17 protein-coding genes, 2 pseudogenes and 2 riboswitches are annotated in these 20657 nt (G+C 44.9%); of the genes and pseudogenes, 5 read left to right on the plus strand and 14 right to left on the minus strand.

Translation table 11 applies throughout. The features are described from left to right. Nucleotides 1–349 precede the first annotated feature (349 nt). The 3 genes from PO771_RS16660 to PO771_RS16670 all read right to left on the minus strand — a co-directional run bounded on the left by PO771_RS16660 (nt 350) and on the right by PO771_RS16670 (nt 3142). Entirely contained in the window at nt 350–1015 is a 666-nt protein-coding gene (locus tag PO771_RS16660) for a methionine ABC transporter permease (protein ID WP_272560760.1), read from the minus strand. Beyond that, nucleotides 1005–2018 (minus strand): methionine ABC transporter ATP-binding protein, encoded by a 1014-nt coding sequence (locus PO771_RS16665; RefSeq protein WP_272560761.1) that lies wholly within the window; start codon nt 2016–2018, stop codon nt 1005–1007. The genes PO771_RS16660 and PO771_RS16665 overlap by 11 nt, the downstream gene beginning before the upstream one ends. Before the next feature lie 98 nt (nt 2019–2116). After that, nucleotides 2117–2220, minus strand: a riboswitch (SAM riboswitch). Nucleotides 2221–2320: 100 nt separating this feature from the next. Beyond that, the gene (locus PO771_RS16670) at nt 2321–3142 is read right to left on the minus strand and encodes a methyl-accepting chemotaxis protein (protein ID WP_272560762.1); all 822 of its coding nucleotides are present in this window, start codon (nt 3140–3142) and stop codon (nt 2321–2323) included. 278 nt (nt 3143–3420) lie between these two features. Between PO771_RS16670 and PO771_RS16675 the strand changes: the two genes are divergently transcribed. The 4 genes and pseudogenes from PO771_RS16675 (at nt 3421) to PO771_RS16685 (ending at nt 9888) form a co-directional block, all read left to right on the plus strand. After that, entirely contained in the window at nt 3421–4968 is a 1548-nt protein-coding gene (locus PO771_RS16675) for an SWIM zinc finger family protein (protein WP_272560763.1), read from the plus strand. A 671-nt stretch (nt 4969–5639) separates the two neighbouring features. Next, nucleotides 5640–7136, plus strand: a pseudogene (locus PO771_RS19480) (DEAD/DEAH box helicase); the annotation flags it as partial. A gap of 78 nt (nt 7137–7214) precedes the next feature. After that, a pseudogene (locus PO771_RS19485) lies at nt 7215–7742 on the plus strand (DEAD/DEAH box helicase); the annotation flags it as partial. 16 nt (nt 7743–7758) lie between these two features. Beyond that, nucleotides 7759–9888: an ATP-binding cassette domain-containing protein gene (locus PO771_RS16685; RefSeq protein WP_272560765.1), complete on the plus strand. Its 2130-nt coding sequence runs from the start codon at nt 7759–7761 to the stop codon at nt 9886–9888. Here PO771_RS16685 and PO771_RS16690 read toward each other — a convergent pair. The 7 genes from PO771_RS16690 to selD all read right to left on the minus strand — a co-directional run bounded on the left by PO771_RS16690 (nt 9885) and on the right by selD (nt 15495). Then, nucleotides 9885–10490, minus strand: coding sequence for an SET domain-containing protein (locus PO771_RS16690; RefSeq protein ID WP_272560766.1), 606 nt, complete (start codon nt 10488–10490; stop codon nt 9885–9887). The two genes, PO771_RS16685 and PO771_RS16690, sit on opposite strands and share 4 nt — an antisense overlap. A gap of 146 nt (nt 10491–10636) precedes the next feature. After that, nucleotides 10637–11419, minus strand: coding sequence for a M15 family metallopeptidase (locus PO771_RS16695; protein ID WP_272560767.1), 783 nt, complete (start codon nt 11417–11419; stop codon nt 10637–10639). A gap of 198 nt (nt 11420–11617) precedes the next feature. Further along, nucleotides 11618–11935 (minus strand): thioredoxin family protein, encoded by a 318-nt coding sequence (locus tag PO771_RS16700; RefSeq protein WP_272560768.1) that lies wholly within the window; start codon nt 11933–11935, stop codon nt 11618–11620. 184 nt (nt 11936–12119) lie between these two features. Continuing rightward, entirely contained in the window at nt 12120–12671 is a 552-nt protein-coding gene (locus PO771_RS16705; protein ID WP_272560769.1) for an acyl-CoA thioesterase, read from the minus strand. Nucleotides 12672–12834: 163 nt separating this feature from the next. Next, nucleotides 12835–13311: a cupredoxin domain-containing protein gene (locus tag PO771_RS16710; RefSeq protein ID WP_272560770.1), complete on the minus strand. Its 477-nt coding sequence runs from the start codon at nt 13309–13311 to the stop codon at nt 12835–12837. Nucleotides 13312–13391: 80 nt separating this feature from the next. After that, nucleotides 13392–14429, minus strand: a complete 1038-nt coding sequence (gene mnmH / locus PO771_RS16715; protein WP_272560771.1) for a tRNA 2-selenouridine(34) synthase MnmH — start codon at nt 14427–14429, stop codon at nt 13392–13394. A 16-nt stretch (nt 14430–14445) separates the two neighbouring features. Continuing rightward, a complete protein-coding gene (gene selD, locus PO771_RS16720; RefSeq protein WP_272560772.1) occupies nt 14446–15495 on the minus strand; it encodes a selenide, water dikinase SelD in 1050 nt (349 codons plus the stop codon). Nucleotides 15496–15737: 242 nt separating this feature from the next. Further along, nucleotides 15738–15866: riboswitch (cyclic di-AMP (ydaO/yuaA leader) on the plus strand. 8 nt (nt 15867–15874) lie between these two features. On the opposite strand from selD, the gene PO771_RS16725 reads away from it, so the two are divergent. Further along, nucleotides 15875–16417 (plus strand): C40 family peptidase, encoded by a 543-nt coding sequence (locus tag PO771_RS16725; RefSeq protein WP_272560773.1) that lies wholly within the window; start codon nt 15875–15877, stop codon nt 16415–16417. Nucleotides 16418–16478: 61 nt separating this feature from the next. Here the strand turns inward: PO771_RS16725 and PO771_RS16730 are convergent, their stop codons facing one another. The 4 genes from PO771_RS16730 to hypE all read right to left on the minus strand — a co-directional run bounded on the left by PO771_RS16730 (nt 16479) and on the right by hypE (nt 20647). Continuing rightward, on the minus strand, nt 16479–18449 hold the full coding sequence (locus PO771_RS16730) for a methyl-accepting chemotaxis protein (RefSeq protein ID WP_272560774.1): 1971 nt from the start codon (nt 18447–18449) through the stop codon (nt 16479–16481). A gap of 174 nt (nt 18450–18623) precedes the next feature. Further along, nucleotides 18624–19340, minus strand: a complete 717-nt coding sequence (locus tag PO771_RS16735) for an urease accessory protein UreH domain-containing protein (protein WP_272563198.1) — start codon at nt 19338–19340, stop codon at nt 18624–18626. A gap of 24 nt (nt 19341–19364) precedes the next feature. After that, nucleotides 19365–19625, minus strand: a complete 261-nt coding sequence (locus PO771_RS16740; RefSeq protein ID WP_272560775.1) for a hypothetical protein — start codon at nt 19623–19625, stop codon at nt 19365–19367. Nucleotides 19626–19648: 23 nt separating this feature from the next. Further along, the gene (gene hypE, locus PO771_RS16745; protein WP_272560776.1) at nt 19649–20647 is read right to left on the minus strand and encodes a hydrogenase expression/formation protein HypE; all 999 of its coding nucleotides are present in this window, start codon (nt 20645–20647) and stop codon (nt 19649–19651) included. Between the last annotated feature and the right edge of the window lie 10 nt (nt 20648–20657).

A 20657-nucleotide genomic window follows, 5' to 3' on the forward strand; every position in this document is an offset into this window, starting at 1 on the left:
ATTTATTCTGAATAATTTGCAAACGCTTACATTAAAAGATATATGCGGTTATGTATTATCGTCATAAAGAAAAAAAGAAGCAGAGAAACTCTGCTTCTAAATAAAACTGTGCTTTATGTATATTGCAAAGTAGATTTTCAAGACCCACACAGCTTTCCGAAACGGTCGGTAAACTCAGAATTGATAGATGCTATCAAAACATGCAGACAACATCTCTCGCCTTATTGGAAGAGCATACATCAATCTTTACCACTAGAATCACGCTAGAAGGATTTAGCTACAGCTATAAAACTGACCATGATCAACAAGAGCCTCTCCCGAATATATTTTACGGAGGGGCTCTTGTATCTTATCGTTTATCAATCGCACGGGCTACACGGTCACCAGTAAACTGAATCACCTGCACCAAAATAACGAGAATCGCTACGGTCGCAACCATCACTTCTGTCTGGAATCGGTAGTAACCAAAGCGAATCGCCAAATCACCAATCCCACCGCCGCCGACAATACCAGCCATTGCCGTGTAGCCAAGCAAGCTAATAATCGTTACCGTCAGGGCAAGCACAATACTCGGACGTGCTTCCGGCAACAATACCTCACGAATGATCAACCACGGACTTGCACCAGAAGCAATTGCTGCTTCAATTACACCTTTATCTACTTCACGAAGCGATGACTCAACAAGACGGGCAAAGAACGGAATCGCTGCTGCTGACAGTGATACCGATGCTGCACCCGGGCCAATTGTCGTACCAGCCAGAAGCTTAGTCAATGGAATAAGTGCAACAAGCAAAATGATATACGGTACAGAACGAATAATATTAGCGAGCGAACCAAGTACTACATTGAAAAAACGATTTTGCAAAAACAATCCCTTACTCGTGATAAACAGCAATACCCCTAGTGGAATCCCCACAACAAATGCCACACCAACGGATATGGCCATCATATAAAACGTCTCACCAAATGCCTTTCCGAATTCCGGAAGCAAGTCAATTAAATTACTAAGCTGCATCTGCTAGCACCTCCAGTCCGGCTGTACGCTGCCGGATATGTTCAATCGCACGAGCGATCTCCTGCGAATCACCAATCAGTTCCATAATAAAAATCCCCAGCGGCTCATCCTGGATGTATTCAATCTTGCCATGCAGGATATTGCCTTCTACATTGAATTTTTTCAGCACATCCGATACGACTGCCTTCTCCGCAATCTCGCCCTGGAAGTTGATTTTAACCAACGTTCCTTGTCGGTTTTCCACCAGTTTCTCCGGCAGGGTAAAATGCAGAACCGTATCGATAAAATCACGGGTCAGCGGCTGTACCGGACGAGCGAACAACTCATACACCTCGCCCGATTCAATCACCTTTCCATTCTGCATGACGGCAATGCGATGGCAGATCTCTTTGACCACTTCCATCTCGTGTGTGATCAATACGATTGTAATCCCGAGTGTACGGTTGATTTCTTTAAGCAAGGCTAGAATCGAACGCGTTGTGCTCGGATCAAGCGCTGATGTCGCTTCATCGCACAACAATACTTTCGGATTGTTCGCCAATGCGCGGGCGATTCCAACACGCTGTTTTTGACCGCCGGAAAGCTGTGCCGGATAATGATTCCCTTTGTCTCCAAGCCCAACAAGTTCTAACAATTCCGGTACACGTTTCTCAATTTCTTCTTTCGATTTCCCTGCAGCTTTAAGCGCAAACGCCACATTTTGCGTAACGGTCTTAGAGCTGATCAGATGGAAGTGTTGAAAAATCATACCGATTTTCAAACGCTCCTGTCGTAATTCCTTCCCTTTCAGCTCCGTAATGTCGACACCATCGATCAAAATTTTGCCGGACGTTGGGGTTTCCAGCATGTTCAGGCAGCGTAGAAGAGAACTCTTCCCTGCACCGCTATATCCAATAATCCCGAAAATTTCGCCTTTTTTGATTGTAAGGGTTACATCGTCGACCCCTTTAACTGTACTTTTCTTACCTCTATACTCTTTTGTCACCTGCTGGATTTCAATCATGATAGCCTCCCTCTCCCTTTTCTAGGTAGTAGCAAACAAAAAATGACCTCTTACCTGCCCGAAGCACATAAGAGGTCCAAAAAGGGGAAAAGCAAGACCTCTTATCTGTCGGACATGCGTCCTGCTGGAATTGGCACCAATTGAATCATCAACGGTTGCCGAGGCTTCATCGGGCCAGTCCCTCTGCCTCTCTGGATAAGAGAATATAAAATATGCCGTTTTGTTCGTTCATTTGCCTTGTGTTGCCTTGTTATTTAGAATTTTAGTTCAATTATTCCTACATGTCAAGTGGGTATTTGTTTTTATTTGGAGAGCTTTTTTGCAGTTTCGACCACTTGCTGAGCTACCGTATTTAACTGCTCAAGCGTACTATTAATTTCTGTTGTAGCTGAAGCTTGCGATGTAATAATCGGGGTCATACTTTGCGATAATTGCTGGAGTTCAGTCGATAGTTTTTTCATCTGTTCTAAAATGTCTTCAATCTGACTTACCGCGTCACCTGTATTCGTAGAAAGGTTGCGGATCTCTTTGGCTACCACTTGAAAGCTTCGTCCTTCTTCGTTCTGTGCCTTAGCTGCAATAATACCTGCATTTAACCCGAGAAGATTGGTCTGCTTTGACACGTTACGGATTACATCGACAATTCTTCCTGACTCATCTGTATGCTTTTTCGTTTGTTCTGCGGTAGTATTCATAATTTCTTGCGTAGAAGCTAATTTCTGAGCCATTATATTCACTTCGTTTACACTTGCAGCGATTTGTTCAAGAGATGCCGAAAGCGTCTCCGCCATCCTACCGAGTGCAAATTCGCGCTCTAAACTTATGCCCATTGCCATCACACCTACTACTTCATCCTTGTCAAAAAGCGGGAGACCAACCCCTCGAAATGGATGTCCATACTCAGGAGGCGCAACCATAGTTACAACTTTCCGCTGATCTCTTGCCATACCAAGCGCATCGTAGTCGAGTATAGGTTGTCCAAGTTGTACCCCCGCATCCAGCGTCTGAGACTTGGCGTAGTATACGTACTTTTCCTTATCACTAATCCCAATCATGATGTCTGCTTCATAAAATATTTTTGAAAGGATGGGCATTGCCTCTAAAATAATCTCTAACTCGTTCATATAATATGTACCCTCCCATAACTAGTTTTTTATTTATATAAAGACTATAAATCAATCATATCATTAGAATTATCTGACAAAAAGTCTAGAAATTAATAATCTTGTGAATAAATTAGCATCCTATTTTTCAGGCAGTTGTTTTGTTGACCTCCCTCTATAAAAAGACAGAATCGGGTATACTAGAAATAGAACCGATTGCAAGTTGAAAAGGTAGCAAACGCCTCTTCTATCTATTAATCATCTTGATGATGCATCTATTTTCACAAAAGGAGAAACACATGCTGTCCAATCAGCTTTCTAAAGAAACCGTCGACTTTATAGCGAGAGAAATCGCACAGTCCGTGGAACTACCTATTATCAAACTCGGATTACATTATCGGAATCAAGGACACGTCTATAATGTTACGGTCGATGACGCAGCCATCCATGGTATTGTCCAGGACAAGATGGCTCACCGTGTTTCCCTTGATCTTGATTTCTTGTCATACAGCTCATGCACCTGTCATAAGTCAGAACTATGCGAACATATCATAGCTGTCTTTTTTTATGCATATGCGGCCTTTTATAACCCACGTGATTACATACACACACTTGAATCGGCTGTGAAGCCTGCAGCGAAAAAAGCTGTCTCAGCCTCTCTCTCTCTTGAAACAGGCACAGTAGAACAGTGGCAAGAGCACATGCAAGACCTATATAGTCGTCAGCTTACGCATACATATAACCCGTTTCAATATATCTCAGACTGCCTGCCTACTATTCTGGCAAGCGCTAAATCATGGAACAAAGAAAGCAAGCAATTATATACGTTGTACACTCTGTTGTTTCTTCTCCAAAAAACCGAAGAAGCCAAGCAGCAGATTGCGCTTGCTTCGACATTCTATCAGTACCAGTACACGCTCGTTATAGATGAATTATTGGATCGTCTGTTTCACGTACTCAATACGCTCAATATCGAGCGACTGCATCAGGAGTACACACCATACCTAGAGCCATTCATTGCAATTCTTGCAAAGCTGTGCTTCCCGACCACTCATAGTCCAATTGACTGGCTCACTATCTATCGTTTTTTTTGGAACACATTGCTATGCCAGCCAGCATGGATACAAGCCGAAATTACACGCTTAACGCAGGAATTGAAAAAGAAAGACATGAACTCGCTCCAAAAAGATCACACACTACTTGCACGCGTGCACTTCTATGTACTTGCCGGACAGGATGAGGAAGCTTTACAGCAATGGGAAAAAACTGCTGCACAAAAACTAGAAAACTTACTGCACTATATTCATGTCTTTCATCAGTCGAACCAATGGGAGCGTATGCTTGTCTGGCTGCGCACACTGCGCCCTTATTTATCCAAAGCCGACCACGAAGAATTCAACTTCCTCTGTGAATGCTGGGCCGATACTGCTACAGAACTGCACATAGAAGAAGAATACCTCATGCTTTTGCGCTCGTTGCTGCCGCAAAGCACCCCTTTTTACATGCGCTATCTATTTGAAACTGAACGATATAAACAGTGGATCGACATACATCTAGCTCTCGGAGCATCTCCGCTGATGATGTATAAAGAAAGTCTCAGCAAAATCGAAAAATATGATAGCACCCTTTTGCTGCCGCTTTATCATCAAGCCATTGAACGCCTCATCCTGGAGAAGAAGCGGCCCGCTTATAAGGATTCTGTGAAGCTATTAAAAAAGCTACGAACATACTATAGAAAACTCAAACAGCAGCCAGTCTGGGATACATACATAACCCGACTTACCGAACGACATGCTCGCTTGCGTGCGTTTCAGGAAGAGCTGCAGAAAGGAAAACTTCTGCCTTGATTCTTACTGATACTTTCACCATTTCAAGCTGTTGGATTGAAAATCGTGCTTTTTTTGTCCGGGCAACTAATCAGAATGGGCGCCTGGTAGACCCTGTTACCCTTACATCCATTTTATTTAGCTGGCACGAGGCGTCCTACTACGGCACCTTCATCGAAACTGTTACGTATGACCGAACAGAAGGTCTGCTTCTCTCCCCTTCTGCTGCCCTGGACTTATTTGCCTCACCTGCTCCATTAGAGCATGCCACAATCGAATGGGACGAAGAGGCGAAAAAACTACTTGCTATAGCCCCCATTCTGAAGCAAGCGATTGCCGAAAAACAAATACAACCTGATTTTTCCAAATGGCAAAAAGGGGAGTTCGGCTGGAAACTTCTAACCTCGATCGAGAACACTCCGATCTTTCTTGATGCTTGGATTGAGAGTCTGCTTACAGAGTCAATCAAAGAAGATCACCCACTACTTCACACTGATGTACGAATGCGCGCACAGTGGGAGGAAGAAGACTGGCTGATCGCGATTGGCTGGGTGCAGGATGACACGCCGTTCCGCACCTGTTTGCAGGTAGAAGAAGGCGAAGATGGCCAGCACTGGTTTTTGCATATTCTGCTACAGGATCGTTCACAGCTGGAACACCTGTATACAGTCGCACAATCGGAACATAGCGATATGCCTGCTCCCCCTTACCCGGAACAATGGCAGCCGTACTATTCTCGCGTTGAAAAAGATATACGGAAAATTAGCCGCATCTTGCCATGGATTGAGGAGGCATCCGATCACACCCTTCGCCAAACACTGAACACCGAAGAAGCCTGGCTGTTCCTGACCGAAGGCAGCGAGCAATTGATCGAATCCGGTATCACGGTATTCTTACCAGCCTGGTGGGAACAAATCAAACAGATGAAGCCGCGTCTCAAAGCCCGCGTCGCCTCATCCGTCGGCTCTTCTCGCCATTCCTTATTCGGCATGGAACAAATCATGGAGTTTGACTGGAAGCTCGCTGTTGGTGATGTGACTTTATCCGAAGCAGAATTCCATGAGATCATCGAACAGAAGAAACATCTTGTCCGCATCCGGGGCCAATGGATTCAATTCGACGCCACCATGCTCGCCCAGCTACAAGCAATTATTAGAGAAGCTCAGACTGGAAAAGGCATGACATTTCGCGATGTGTTAACCCAGCACCTTCTGCCGTCAGAAGCACCCTCTTCTGACGAACTGCACGTCGACGTAGAATTGAATAAGCCACTGCGTACAATGGTCAGCCAGCTGTTACAAATGTCTACCATTCCTACAGTAGAAGCACCTACCTCTTTGCAAGGTGAATTACGCCCGTATCAGCTTGAAGGGATTGCCTGGCTTCTGTTCCTGCGACGGTTCGGACTCGGTGCCTGTCTCGCGGACGACATGGGGCTCGGAAAAACAGTGCAGTTCATCTCCTATTTGCTGCACGTCAAAGAAACAGAGGGCAAGCAGGCACCGTCATTACTCATCTGTCCAACTTCGGTGCTTGGCAACTGGCAAAAGGAGCTGCAGCACTTCGCTCCTTCCCTTACGGTGCATATTCATTACGGCTCCTCCCGAAAAAAAGGAGATGAGTTCATAAATGTCGCAAAAGATGTAGACCTTGTGCTCACATCGTATAACTTGTCGCATCTGGATGAAGACGATCTGCATGCGGTCACATGGAATACAATCTGCCTCGATGAAGCACAAACAATTAAAAACGCTCATACGAAGCAATCAAGTGCCATTCGCAGACTAAGTGGCTACCACCGCATCGCCCTGACCGGCACGCCGATTGAAAACCGGCTAACTGAGCTGTGGTCCATCTATGATTTTATTAATCCGGGTTATCTCGGCAGTCTAAGCGCCTTCACCCGACGCTTCGTGACACCGATCGAAAAGACAAAAGACAAAGTATTAATTGAAACGGTACAGCAATTGATTCGCCCATTCTTGCTGCGCCGGGTCAAAAAAGATCCAAAAATCCAGCTCGATCTGCCTGATAAATATGAAACGAAAGAATTCGTTTCTCTAACGGTCGAACAAGCGTCATTATACGAAGGCTTAATTCAGGACATGTTCACCAAAATCGAACAAGCCTCTCCGATGGAACGAAGAGGCCTGATTTTATCGACCTTAACCCGCTTAAAGCAGGTGTGTAACCACCCAGCGCTATTTTTAAAGGAAGGAAAAAATGCGGACTGGAAAGAACGCTCCCATAAAACAGAACGCCTTCTCACACTAGTAGATGAGCTTCGGCAGGAAGGAGATCGCTGTCTGATTTTCACACAGTTCGTCGAGACTGGGCATCTGCTGCGGGGTATTCTCGAACAAGAATTACAGCAGTCGGTTTACTTCCTTAATGGCAGTACACCAAAAGTGAAGCGGGATGAGATGATCGCGCGCTTCCAGGATGAGACATTGCCTGCCGATGCATCCTGTGGGATTTTTATTTTGTCCCTAAAAGCAGGTGGTACGGGCCTAAATCTCACCGCTGCCAATCACGTCTTCCACTTCGATCGCTGGTGGAATCCGGCAGTGGAGAATCAGGCGACAGACCGCACGTACCGCATCGGCCAGACCCGTCATGTTCATGTCCATACGTTCGTTACGATGGGTACGCTAGAGGAACGAATCGATGAGATGTTAACGCAAAAGCAGAACTTAAGCGAGCAAATCGTAGGCAGCGGAGAGAACTGGGTCACTGAGCTATCCACCGATGAACTGCGCGAGCTGTTTGCCCTGCGCAAAGAATGGATTGAATAAATGGAGGTGCTACTCCTTGTTTTTCATACAACGTGTGATGCGCTTTTTAGTCCCTTATAAGGGACTAAGCGCTTTACTATTCCTTGCCCTGATCATTGAATTAGCCTTCGAGACATTGTTACCACTTAGCTTTAAATTCATTATCGACAACGCAATTATACCGGGCGATTATCCAAAGCTAGTACTTATTCTCAGCTGTCTATTAATCGGGGCAATTCTCGTCATAATTGCTGGGATAAGCCGGGATTTTCTTTCCGCACGAATCGGAACCGCCATGATCCGAGATATGAATGTCACCATGTATGAACACTTACAAAAACTGTCCATGGACTTTTATGTCCGAACAAAAAGTGCCAACATCGTAGCGCGTTTTAATTCGGACCTCTCTGTTATAGAGAACTTCCTGATGCTTATTCCGTACGGAATTTTGTCGGTGTTAGGCTTAGTTTGCAACGTTATATTCTTGTTCGTACTTCAATGGAAACTTGCCCTGCTCGCCACCATTGCCCTGCCACTCTGTCTGCTCGGCCCCAAAATGCTTGGAGCTCGTGCCTCTGACAAGACCCTGCTGCTCAAAGAAACGCAGGCACAGATTGCTGAAGTCGTGCAGGAGAATGCAAGCGCACAACCCGTTCTAAAAGCATTCGGTCTAGAACGTTCTTCTATCAGCTCTTTTCATACGCTTATGGCTCGTTACACAAAAATCTTTACGAATGCCCATTTTTCCACGTTTCTCGTAGATCGTTCGACTAATATCGGCATTATCATTCTTAATCTTATCGTCATTTGCTCCGGTTCGATTCTCGCATTTCAAGGGTATCTCTCTATCGGTTCATTGCTCGCCTTTAATTCGATTCTGCTTAGCATTAGCACCCTGCTCGGTGGCATTACCTGGCTAGCTCCCCAGCTGATTCACGCTACGGCAGGAATGCGACGAATCGAAGCATTACTAGCAGAGCCCCCGACTCCTGATGCCGTGGCCACCCCTGCGCTTGCGCCGCTACAGCATGAGATTCGCTTCACCAATGTTACATTTGGGTATACGCCGGATCATCAAAACTTGAAGCAGATCAACCTCTCCATCCCAAAAGGAAGCTACGTAGCCTTCGTCGGTTCAAGTGGCTCTGGAAAGAGTACGATTATTAGTCTACTTATGCGGTTTTACGAACCATCCACCGGGGCAATCTCATTCGATGGTGTGAACATTCGTACGACGTCACTTTCTTCCCTCCGCTCCCAGATTGGAATTGTGTTTCAGGACAACTTCTTATTTAATACATCCATTCGGGAAAATATTCGGATGGGCAAACCAGATGCTTCTGACCAGGAGATTGAAGATGCGGCATGCGCTGCCGAAATTCACGACATCATTCTGTCATTTCCGGATGGATACGACACCTGTGTAGGCGAACGAGGCTCCATGCTTTCCGGTGGACAGCGCCAGCGCATCGCGATCGCCCGGGCCATTATTCGCAACCCTGCCATTTTAATTCTCGATGAAGCAACATCCGCGCTCGATCCGGCAACCGAGATGGCGATCAATCTCACCTTACAAAAACTGTCGCACAGCCGCACGGTTATCTCTGTCACACACCGCCTGGCATCTGTCGAACACGCAGACTGTATTTTCGTTCTGCATCAAGGTCAGCTGATTGAACAAGGAACCCATCAAGAACTATTAACCTTACCAAACGGAACATATCGAGATTCTTGGGACAAACAAAATGGCTTCCAGATGAGTGACAACGGCTTCTATGTGGAGGTTAAAGCGGAAAAGCTTAAAAAAATTCCGATTTTATCTACGCTAGATGATGAACTACTGCACGAGATTTCTCATTACTTCGTTACTGAATCGTACGCTAAAGATCGAGTTATCATTGAAGAGGGAGATTGGGGAGATCGATTTTATGTTATCGTACGAGGAAAAGTAGACGTGTTAAAAAATAAGGAGGGCGAAGAACAGGAACGAGTAGCATCGTTAGCAGACGGCGACTTCTTCGGGGAAATTGCGCTCTTGCAAGACGTCCGGCGCACCGCATCCATTCGCTCGGTTACACCTGTCATTCTGCTTAGTCTGCAACGCGAATTTTTCCAGCGCGTATTAAAACAAGCTCCTCACTTACAAGAAATGCTTCAGCGAGATTAACGTCCCGTTTTTTTCTTTCTATCATAATGAATCTCTTTAATCGAAAGCATCGGCTCTTTACCGGCGATCACAGCCTGAATTTTATCGGCGAATTCAGCCCGGACGAGATGCTTCAATGGCTGTTCGACATCGTTATAAAACTGAAATGCTCCCTGTGCCAGCAGGTCCCAGCGGTCGGCATACCGCAACAAATCATCCGGCATGACCCGTACCCGGTCCGTTCCTTCTTCTGGAAAGCATTCAAACGGAACATCGACATTCAATGTACCATAATCATCTGTTAGCTGCTCACCTGGATAAATATCCTGCGCCGCCAGCTCGATCTCATACGCGGTCCCTACACAATTCGCATGAAAGCTATGATTGACGTACTTTCCAATGTCCCAGCACAAAATGTACTGCCCATGCTGGTTGCGATACGAATATTTGAGCACATCCTTTTGGCGAAGCGGCTCAAGTGACTCTACGACTGATTCTTCTAAAATTTGATCGAGATCGTCTAATGCCCAGGTAATCGTTCCTTTCGGGATGAATCGGGTCGCAAACACACCGAATCCGATCTGATCATTAATGTACCGTAACTCTGTGTCAGGATGCATCATAAGACTTCCTCCATTTTTTTCATTTTTTCATTCATATTAAACAACATAAGATAACGTGTAAACATATATTGTATCCAGATCTTCGTTACAGGTCATGGAAGAACCTAAAAAGCCCTGCTGCACATAATGTTCAGCGGGGCCTCTCCTTATCTTTTTCCTTTTGTTAGTGTTACTGTACGTGTATTCTGATCCCAGTCAATCACATAACCAAGCACTTGTGCGATCTCCCGTCCCTGTGCATATCCCGTATCCCCAATCACGAGGGTCGTCTGTAGTACACTCGTACCGAGCATAACCTTCCCGTTTGCAAATCCAACCGTAACTCCTGCCGCATTGCCCACTGCCCGCACTGGCAAATACGAAACACCGTCGCGGAGAATACCACTCGCATCTAACTTCGCACCATTAACGACTATACTACAAGCATTTGATGCCACTTTCGTCGGTTCAGGAATTACGACAGCCGCTGTCGGGCGTGCGGGTACTTGTCCACTTTGAAGCTGACTATATCGATAGCCAAATGTCATCTCGAAATGGGGCGTATCCTTAAACGTCCTGAAATCACCGCCCCAGGCAAATCCCTTCGATTTAAACACCTGCACCACTTGCTTCCATTCAGCACTGCTATCGTCCCATGTCACGTCTTTCCCGTCTTTTGTGTACAAAGCGAAGTCAATCGCCAAACCGTAGTTGTGGTACGATTGCCCCCCTCTTGCATTCGTCACAATTTTCCCTGGCTTTGTCCGTCCTTGTGCATATAAGTCATTCTGTTCAGCGATTGAGCGGTATCCTTGTGCGATGAGAACGTAGATCCCTTGCTGCCATAACGCGAAAATAGCATCCCACGCTTTCTGTCGGACAGTCGGGTGCAAGTTCGCGTCATTTAGGCGAAAGTTTTTCTGTACAAGCCAATCCCATGTAATTGTCATGTCCATCCCCCTTTTACTTTCACAATATGCAAAAGAGTGTCTGCCTGTATCAACGCTAGCCTTTTCAAGCAAAAAAAGCACCTTCCCATTCCTAATATTGATCGTCAGAACAGGAGAAGTGCTTTTTTACTATTTTAAACTATATATACAATAAGAGGTAATATTAAATTGGATTTTTTCAAAAAAATAACGGAAAGCTCACATGCTTTCCGTTCGATCCAGCGCTTCTTCCAATTGTTCAAACCTAACAAACCTTGATTGACGTAAAACTTCTTTTCCGTGTAGAAACAACAAAATCGTTGGTGCGGTAAATACAAGAAATTCTCCTGCAATCGCAGGCGTTTTTTCAATGGATACCGCAACGCTTTTGACCCGCGGATATTTTTGAAGCAATCTCTCTGTCTTCTCAAATACAACATCACAGACTCCGCAATTCGCCATTTTAATGAACACTAAACTTATTTCGTGGCGCTCTATGTGTGCTTTTATCTCAGATAACTCGGTACATTCATCCATATTCGTTCATCACCTTAACATAAGTAGTTTTTCTATAATCTGTTCCATAATTCCCACCACTTTAGCTGTTATTTTTATTTCATATAACCATTTCGATTCTACTATAAAATACTAATTCATATAAAGAAAAGCACCTACCTATTGCTCAGTAGATGCTTTTCTTTATGTTATCATCAACTATCCACTATCCGTTTACCACCCCGTACAACTGCTCATTCACATCCAGATGATTCGTATTAATGTGTGTCAGATTCTCAATCAGATCTTTCGTCTGTTCCCGGTGCGTTTTGCGTGCAATCGCCCGCTCCGGTGCAGTTTTAAATAAATACTTTTCTTCCTCCGTCTCCGGAATAACACCCGGAATCGGCATTGGTTTTCCCATATCATCTACGGCCACAAGCGTCTGGAACGATACCGCTGCAATCCGGCGTTCCCCTGTCATCAAGTCTTCGGCTGTAGAGCGGATGAATACTTCCATCGAAGTCCGACTTGTCCACGTAACATACGCAACCAGGCATATGGAATCTCCCACTCGTACAGGAGAAAGAAAATCGACGGAATCTGTGGAGGCTGTTACACATGGCCGTCTCGCATGACGCGTAGCAGACAATACCGCCACCTCGTCAATCAACTGCATCAGTCGGCCCCCGAACAGCGTGTAATGATGTTGCGTATCGGGTGGAAGTACAACGTTTGCTTTAACGCAACGCGAAAGTTTACTTGGCTTTGCATTCATTATGTATCACCTCATCGTTGTTATTGTTTGTATTATAACAGATAAGATTTATCTCGTGTTGTTATATTTCAGATTAAAGCGTTTACAACTATAAAAAAATTAAAAAAACATGGACAAAATCAGGCAGCAAGCCATCATTTTGTCCATGCTTTTCGGAACAGCGTTATTCGACAATCAATTTTCCAGTCATTTTATCGTGACCACTTCCGCACATCACGGAACAGTCATATTGGAACGTACCAGCTTTATCTGCGACAAACTCTGCGCTTCCGTTTCCTTTAATGTTCACCTTGTAGTCTGGAATTTCGAAGCCGTGTCCACCGTCGTCACTCATCAGGGTGATTTTTACCTTGTCCCCTTTTTTGACACGGATTTCTTTTTTATCAAACTCAAAATCTTTTGCCATGACTTTGACTTCTACTGTTTTTCCAGCAGGAGCCTGATTATTCGCAGCTTTCGCAACTGGAGCAGGAGTCTGGCTGCTTGATGATGTCGCAGCCGGAGCTGATGCTTGACTGCTTGATGATGTTGTAGCAGGAGCCGAAGAACTGTCAGCCTGCTTCGTGCTCGTTCCACAAGCACTTAGCATGGAAGCTGTTACAATAGAAGTCGCAAACAAAATAACCATTTTCTTTTTCATGATCGTATCCTCTCCATTCCGTAATGAAACAATCTATACGTATTTGTATCACATTAATGTTTTACCACGGAAATCTGAAATCAAACTGAAAAAGAGAGGTTCAGATGACGTTTCACCGCTTCAACAGCTTCTTCCACACAGTCAGCCTGAATGAGAATAGGCTCTTCTATATACATCCGCTCCATATATTGATAGCGTGGATCATAATAATACTCAATTAATAAGCGAATCGCCGCTTCGTATTCATCGTTCAGGAGGTGACGTTCAATTTCCGCTGCGACCGGGGTATGAATTCGATTCTTTATTTTTAGGAAAGCCCCTAGGCACTCCTCTTTATGCTCCTCGGGACGATAGTCTTCCATGATAATCCGCACACGTTCATGCAGCGGTAATTGCACGATGATATGGACGCCGCTAATTTTAGCTTGCATGATAAACTCAGGAAGCAAAATCTTACCGATTCGTCGACTTTCCGCTTCCAGCACTACATAAGGAGCATCCTTCACTTCCTCAAGCTGATTCAATAATAAGGCATCGAAAGACTTCTGATTATTCGATTGCAATCCAATTTCCCCGAAAATCGAACCACGATGCCCGGCCGCTGCTTCCAGATCAAGTATCGGATAACCTTGCTCTTTTAAGCGGTGAAGAATATGCGTTTTTCCAGAGCCTGTATTTCCTCCCAGAACAACCGCACGTGGATGAAGATCGTATTGCGCAAGCCTTTCGACTACCCATTTCCGATAGGCCCGTACTCCTCCAGCTAGGCGTAAAGCACGTATGCCCATAAGCGAAAGTAACGTCGCCGTTGTTTTGCTTCGCATGCCTCCCCGCCAACAAAAAACAGCCAGTTGAGAATCATACTGCTGAAATTGTTTAATAAAACGAGGTAGCTTACTTGAAACAATTTCTAACCCACGTTCTTTCGCGGCATCCACACTCACTTGCTTATAGAGTGTACCGACTTCGGCCCGTTCCGCATTATCAAAAATAGGAATGTTCACACTTCCCGGAATGGTAGCTTCTGCAAATTCCGCAGGAGAACGAACATCGACTAGCATAAGCTCCCCTCTAGCATGTCGTTCAAGTAATTCCTGAATGTTTATATCTTGAAACAATGCAGTGCGCCCCCTATCACAAAACGGTTATGCGTCTTGGATTTTCATCCGTCACATATCCAATCCGTTTCGCCTCAACGCCAGCATGCACCAATGCTTCTAGCAGCTTCTCCGCGTCTTGATTCGCAACCGAAATCAATAATCCACCTGAAGTGACCGCATCACACAAAACATACCGATCGATCGCGTCAAGATCATCTGCAAACTGCACCGAACTTTCAACATGTGCAAAATTATTTTTCGTACCTCCAGGCATGCACCCACTCTCAGCCAACTCACGTACACGGGGCAAAACTGGTACGTTAGATCGTTCAATGGTAATCCCAACCTGACTGCCTTTTGCCATTTCCAGTGCATGTCCAAGCAGACCAAAGCCCGTAACATCTGTGCATGCATGTACGGTATAATTCGCCATTGTTTCCGCAGCCACTTTATTCAAAGTGGTCATAACCTTCGTAACACGTTCAATCTCCTCTTCATGAAGCCGATCATTCTTAATCGCTGTTGTCAAAATGCCGACCCCGATCGGTTTTGTTAAAATCAACTGATCTCCCGCCTGGGCATTTGCATTCGTTTTCACATGATCTGGATGAACGAGCCCCGTTACAGCAAGACCAAATTTTGGCTCATTGTCATCGATCGAATGGCCGCCAACGAGAGTCGCTCCGGCCTCGCGCACTTTTTCAGCTGCACCTTGCAAAATTTCCGCAAGAACTTGTTTGTCCAATTTGTGGATAGGAAAGGCTACGATATTCATAACCGTAAGCGGTTTTCCTCCCATTGCATAAATATCGCTGAGGGCGTTCGCTGCCGCAACCTGTCCAAATGAATACGGATCATTCACAATAGGCGTAAAGAAGTCGAGTGTTTGCACGAGTGCCAGATCGTCTGAAATCTTAAATACTCCGGCATCGTCACTCGTATCCAGACCAACAAGCAGATTCGGATGCGGCTCGGTCTTAGGTAAACGCTGAAGTACTTGCGCCAAATCCATAGGACCAATTTTACATCCACAACCTCCCTTCGTTGATAAGGCAGTTAACTTCAGATTATTGTTCGTCGACATAACAGATCTCCTTTTTGCATCATAACGTGCATAAAATTCCGATGGGTACACGTTAATAGTACACCAGGAAGATCTTTTTTCGCAAAATACGGCAAACTGATCTACGCAAGCTTATCGCAAAAATATGATCAATGTATGATCATGACGTAAAAAGTTTTCCCTTTCCTCATGATGGATACATAACCAGTAACGGCCTAATGTTCTCCCCGTAATTTTTCGTTATTGTAAAAATGTAAGTTGAAATTAAATGAGTGCCTAATCTGGGAAACCAGAACGGGGGAACCGTTTCTTGGGGTGAAATCGCAATTGCGATCGGGAAGCCTTTCAACCGAACCCGGCAGCTAACCTCGGCGGCATACGAAAGGGAGAATTTTTCTTTATGTTTAAAAAAGTCGTTTCTGTTGTCGTACTCTCTAGTGCTTTCGTGACAGGTATATGCAATGTAGCTATTCCAAATGCAAGCGCAGCAACCTATCACCATTCTCACCATCGCTCTCACCACCACTCCGCAATCCCATCGTCTGCAACGGCCTCACAGGGGCAGCAGGGACAAGGAGAGCAAGTTGCAGCCTACGCGGAGCAATTTCTCGGTGTCAACTATACACATGGGGGCCGCTCTCCACAAACTGGCTTTGATTGCTCAGGATTCGCCTATTATGTATACAAACATTTTGGCATTACCTTATCTACAGGACCAGCTGGCCAACTGCAGCAAGGGACACAGGTGAGTAAGTCAGACTTGCAGCCAGGGGACATTGTATTCTTCCGCTCCGAGAATTCTCACAGCGGGTACCATGAAGGAATTTACATTGGAAATAATAAATTCATTCATGCGGTTGCCCCGGGCAGACCTGTTCAAATCACAAACTTAGACTCTTCCTGGTATACACAGCGCTTCATAGAAGCTCGACGCTACCTATAAGACGTAAGACACAGCAAACCGCTACCTGATAAACGATCAGGTAGCGGTTTTTATCTGCACACTATGCTTTAAATTGTTTTACAATCTCCTCAAGTTCTTCCGCCATTTTAGCCAGGGATGCTGCCGTAGCAGACACCTCTTCCATCGAAGCTAATTGCTCTTCCGTGCTAGCTGACACCTCATTAATACCTTCTGATACTTTTTCTACTGTCTTTGTTACAGAGCGAATGGACGCCACAAACTGCTCGGTACTTGCTGTAATCTGTTGAACCGAAGCGGAAACTTCATGAATTTCATTGCTTACTTCATCTATCGATTGGTAGATTTGCGTAAAGGAGGCTCCAGCATCATCGACAACTTCCATCCCTTTCGCTACTTCTTTCCTACTATTCTCCATCGAACGTAAAGCCGTATCCATTTTAGTTTTAATCATATCAATTAATCCTGTAACACTGCCGGCTGATTGAGAGGATTGCTCTGCCAGCTTTCGAACCTCATCCGCTACGACAGCAAATCCTCGTCCATGTTCTCCCGCCCTCGCTGCTTCGATAGCAGCATTCAAAGCCAGAAGGTTTGTTTGACTTGATATATCTGTAATCAGCCCGGCAAAATTTCCAATTTGATCGATACTTTCATGTAAATGCTTGATAATAGTAGCTAACTCATCAACCGAGTTTTGAATGAAGTTCATCTGCTGAACGGCTGTAAGAATGGTTTCATTTCCTTTAGATGCTATATCAGAAGTTTTGGTCATCGATACAGAGGTCGTCTGCGTATGCTGAGCGATTTCCTGAAGTGTATCAGACATTTCAGCAATCGTTGCTGACATCCCCTCTACGTTTCTCGCCTCCTCCTCTGATCCAACCGCGATCTCATGAACCGTACCAGAAATATGCTCCGTTGCCTTAGCTGTTTCCTGAGAACTTGCCATTAATTGTTCGGAGGCAACCGCCAAAAGATCTACCCTTTCTTTTACCTGGTGTACAACTGTCTGTAAGGATTCACCCATATGATTAAAGTGATTTCCCAGTTGACCAAGCTCATCTTTAGCGTTCACACTAACTCTCTCTGTTAAATCACCTTTGCTGATTTTATCCGAAGCATCACTTAGCAATTTGAGCGGTCTTGTAATGGAAAGAATCACCCAATACGTCACAACAGCTCCCAACAGCAGCGAGACGATAATCGTAACAACCGTAGTAAAGAAAATACCTTGAACACTCTCTTGAATCTCTGCTAATTTTATCGTGCCAGCTACTTTCCATCCTGTAGTCGTATTCGTTGTAAAAAATGTTTCTTTTTGCTCTCCATCCTCGTTACCTATATATGTACCCTCATCCTTTTTAAAGAGCTCTCCCATAGTCTGTTCAGGGATCGCATCACCACTTTTTATCGTAGGATGAACAATGGCTTTCCTTGTTTGATCGATGATAAATCCATACCCATGTTCGCCAATTTTTGTTTGTTTCACGGAATTACTCAGATTGGTAAGATCTAAATCGATAGCAACAACCCCGCTCCCATCTTTCAACGGTTTTGAAGCGCTTACAACAATTACATTTTTAAGCTTATCAAGGTATGGTTCTGAAACACTTACGCTCTCTTTATTTTGCATTGCTTCTTGATACCATACGCGCTTCCTCGGATCATAGTCTGGCGCGAGTTTGTCTGCCCCGTCTGCAATCAAGATGCCCGTTTGTGTACCAACGTATGCAGACGTAATTTCTGGATGCGTATTTTGGAAACGATGTATAATGTCCATAACACGTGGATTTTGTTTTCCATCATATAAGCTTGCATCAATAGACTGAGATAAAAAACCTACACTCTTCTTCTCATTTTCTATCGTATTATTAATTAAGTCGTTTAGAAATTTCACGTTTCGTTCCGCAGAATTGACCATGTCGTTTTGTATCCGGTCTTTAGCGGTATTATACGAGAAACTTCCAATAACTAGACTCGGCAGCAGTAAAAGGAGAATAAACGCAACCTGTAACCTTCTTCCTACACTTGATGCAATCCAATTCATCATATACCTCAACCCCTCTTACTAACATCTGTGAATATAAACTGTATAATTCAATAAATAAATATTATCTATAAAATACCTTTTAGCATAGTGTAAAAATTGCAATATTGCATATAAAAAAAATAGACCGCCCTCCCCAGAGGTCTACGGTCTATTTTTGCTCTTACAAACTAGAGATTACATCCAAAGACGAAATAATCCCTCTACAACACCAAGCTGATACATATAATAAAAGCCAAAACATATACTAATGGCCCCGGTCACCCTGGCCAGCCAAAAATGGATGCCTGTACTTCTTGTGCTCATAACAAAAGGAATCGCCAACACCGTCGTAAATAATAACATCCCACAAACAGTTCCCAGGCCAAAAACGATAATGTAGGCGGCTGCCTGCCAGACTGTTTGAACGGTTTCCATCGTAAGCAGGATCATCGCCGCACTTCCGGCAAGACCATGAATAAAGCCAATAGCAGCCGATTTATAATACGATACATTTTTGTGTTGATGCTCATGGGTAACTAATGTTCCGTGCGAGTGAAAATGATTGTGTACATACCCGTCCCGGTGAGGATGAGCATGGGCATGAATTTTTTCCTTTTTAATTCTTACAAGACTATCAATCCCTAGATACACAAGCATGATACCGACCAAAAACTCAAGCGACATCGCCCACACTTCAGGTATTTGGCTTTTCAGCAAAATAAGTGTGATCCCTAAAATAAACAGCGTAGTAGTATGGCCAACTCCCCAAAACACACCCGCCAGCGCAGAACGCCCTATTTTTTTACTTTGGCTTGCGATCGTCGATACGGCAATAATATGATCGGGCTCAATCGCATGCTTGATTCCCATTAAAAAACCAAATACGAGAACGGATAAAAAACTAACGTCCATCATCTCTTCCCCCCGTTCCCTTGCCTAGCCTCTCATATCGGTCACGGTAACCCCGGATGTCTCCTGATGCTGATCCTGAAGTTTATGTTGAAGTTGATGCAGCTTTTTGCGCAGCTGTACAGCTAACTCCTCTGCTTCCAGAAAATCTGTCCGCAGCCCATGCAAACCGCGATTTTCGACAAAATCTCCCCATGAAGAAACATACGTATTCACATGGCGCACCAAATCTTCCATCTGACGTAAAGCAAGCTGAGCTTCACTTGTATTAACGATTTCTTTACACATTTTAATCTCCTCCATTTTATAAATTAGCAAATTCGCGGCAATGGCGTCCCAGAAAGCATATCCAGCTCTCGCGTTCCTCCAAGCGCCGTTTTTAGCAACACTTCACCATTCCCCGGTTCAATTCGGCCAATCTCCGCCGCCATATGAAATCCCGGAAACGCTCTTATAAAATCAACCAATGTCTCCGACTCCTGCTCTGATACGATGAATAATACTTTCCCCTCATTCGCAATATAAAGCGGGTCCATTCCCATCAATTCAAGCGCTCCTTTAACAGCTGACTGCATCGGCACTTTCTCCTCTTCCACAATCATCCGCACACCGGCGCTCACAGCGATTTCCTTCAGAGTTGTTGCCACGCCTCCCCTGGTTGGATCGCGCATAAAGCGTATCGTTTTAAATTCTGTCAGCGCACGGGCAATCAGCTTATTAAGCGGCTGGCAATCGCTAAGCAACGGTGGATCAAAACTGATACCTGCTCGTTCTGCTAGAACAGCCACCCCATGTTCAGCAATGCCACCATTAATAATGATTCGATCGCCTGGCTGAATTTGCTCGTATCCGAGTCGCTTAGGCTGCTCATTGAAGCCTATTCCTGTCGTGTTAATATACATGCGGTCACATTTTCCGCGTTCTACAACTTTCGTATCTCCGGCCACAATTCGCACGCCTGCTTCCCGTGCCGCTTCTGCGAGGGAGCGCACCATCTTCCGCAGCAAATCAATTTCCAGACCTTCTTCCAAAATAAAGCCAACCGATAAGTATGCAGGTGTGGCACCGCTGACAGCCAAGTCATTTACCGTTCCGGCAACAGCCAGCTTCCCAATGTCCCCGCCTGGAAACTCCAGTGGTTGAATAACAAAAGAATCCGTCGTAATCGCCAACTGACCCGCTCCGACAGCAACTGTAGCGGCATCCCCTTTCGCAGCAAGAGCTTCATCGCAAAACGCTTCCGCAAACACTTCTTCAATCAGCCGATGGGTAAGCAGTCCGCCATCCCCATGCGATAGCAATATCTTCATCCGTTTCATC

The sequence above is a fragment of the Aneurinibacillus uraniidurans genome, assembly GCF_028471905.1.
Taxonomy (GTDB): Bacteria; Bacillota; Bacilli; order Aneurinibacillales; family Aneurinibacillaceae; genus Aneurinibacillus; species Aneurinibacillus uraniidurans.

What these genes read in the sequence shown, in the direction of transcription:
- PO771_RS16700 (WP_272560768.1), bottom strand. Translation starts at nt 11,935, where the DNA reads ATGGATGAATGTACCGAGTTATCTGAGATAAAAGCACACATAGAGCGC.
- hypE (WP_272560776.1), bottom strand. Translation starts at nt 20,647, where the DNA reads ATGAAGATATTGCTATCGCATGGGGATGGCGGACTGCTTACCCATCGG.
- PO771_RS16705 (WP_272560769.1), bottom strand. Translation starts at nt 12,671, where the DNA reads ATGAATGCAAAGCCAAGTAAACTTTCGCGTTGCGTTAAAGCAAACGTT.
- PO771_RS16725 (WP_272560773.1), top strand. Translation starts at nt 15,875, where the DNA reads ATGTTTAAAAAAGTCGTTTCTGTTGTCGTACTCTCTAGTGCTTTCGTG.
- PO771_RS16735 (WP_272563198.1), bottom strand. Translation starts at nt 19,340, where the DNA reads ATGGACGTTAGTTTTTTATCCGTTCTCGTATTTGGTTTTTTAATGGGA.
- PO771_RS16690 (WP_272560766.1), bottom strand. Translation starts at nt 10,490, where the DNA reads ATGATGCATCCTGACACAGAGTTACGGTACATTAATGATCAGATCGGA.
- PO771_RS16740 (WP_272560775.1), bottom strand. Translation starts at nt 19,625, where the DNA reads ATGTGTAAAGAAATCGTTAATACAAGTGAAGCTCAGCTTGCTTTACGT.
- PO771_RS16695 (WP_272560767.1), bottom strand. Translation starts at nt 11,419, where the DNA reads ATGACAATTACATGGGATTGGCTTGTACAGAAAAACTTTCGCCTAAAT.
- PO771_RS16670 (WP_272560762.1), bottom strand. Translation starts at nt 3,142, where the DNA reads ATGAACGAGTTAGAGATTATTTTAGAGGCAATGCCCATCCTTTCAAAA.
- PO771_RS16665 (WP_272560761.1), bottom strand. Translation starts at nt 2,018, where the DNA reads ATGATTGAAATCCAGCAGGTGACAAAAGAGTATAGAGGTAAGAAAAGT.
- PO771_RS16730 (WP_272560774.1), bottom strand. Translation starts at nt 18,449, where the DNA reads ATGATGAATTGGATTGCATCAAGTGTAGGAAGAAGGTTACAGGTTGCG.
- PO771_RS16710 (WP_272560770.1), bottom strand. Translation starts at nt 13,311, where the DNA reads ATGAAAAAGAAAATGGTTATTTTGTTTGCGACTTCTATTGTAACAGCT.
- PO771_RS16660 (WP_272560760.1), bottom strand. Translation starts at nt 1,015, where the DNA reads ATGCAGCTTAGTAATTTAATTGACTTGCTTCCGGAATTCGGAAAGGCA.
- PO771_RS16675 (WP_272560763.1), top strand. Translation starts at nt 3,421, where the DNA reads ATGCTGTCCAATCAGCTTTCTAAAGAAACCGTCGACTTTATAGCGAGA.
- selD (WP_272560772.1), bottom strand. Translation starts at nt 15,495, where the DNA reads ATGTCGACGAACAATAATCTGAAGTTAACTGCCTTATCAACGAAGGGA.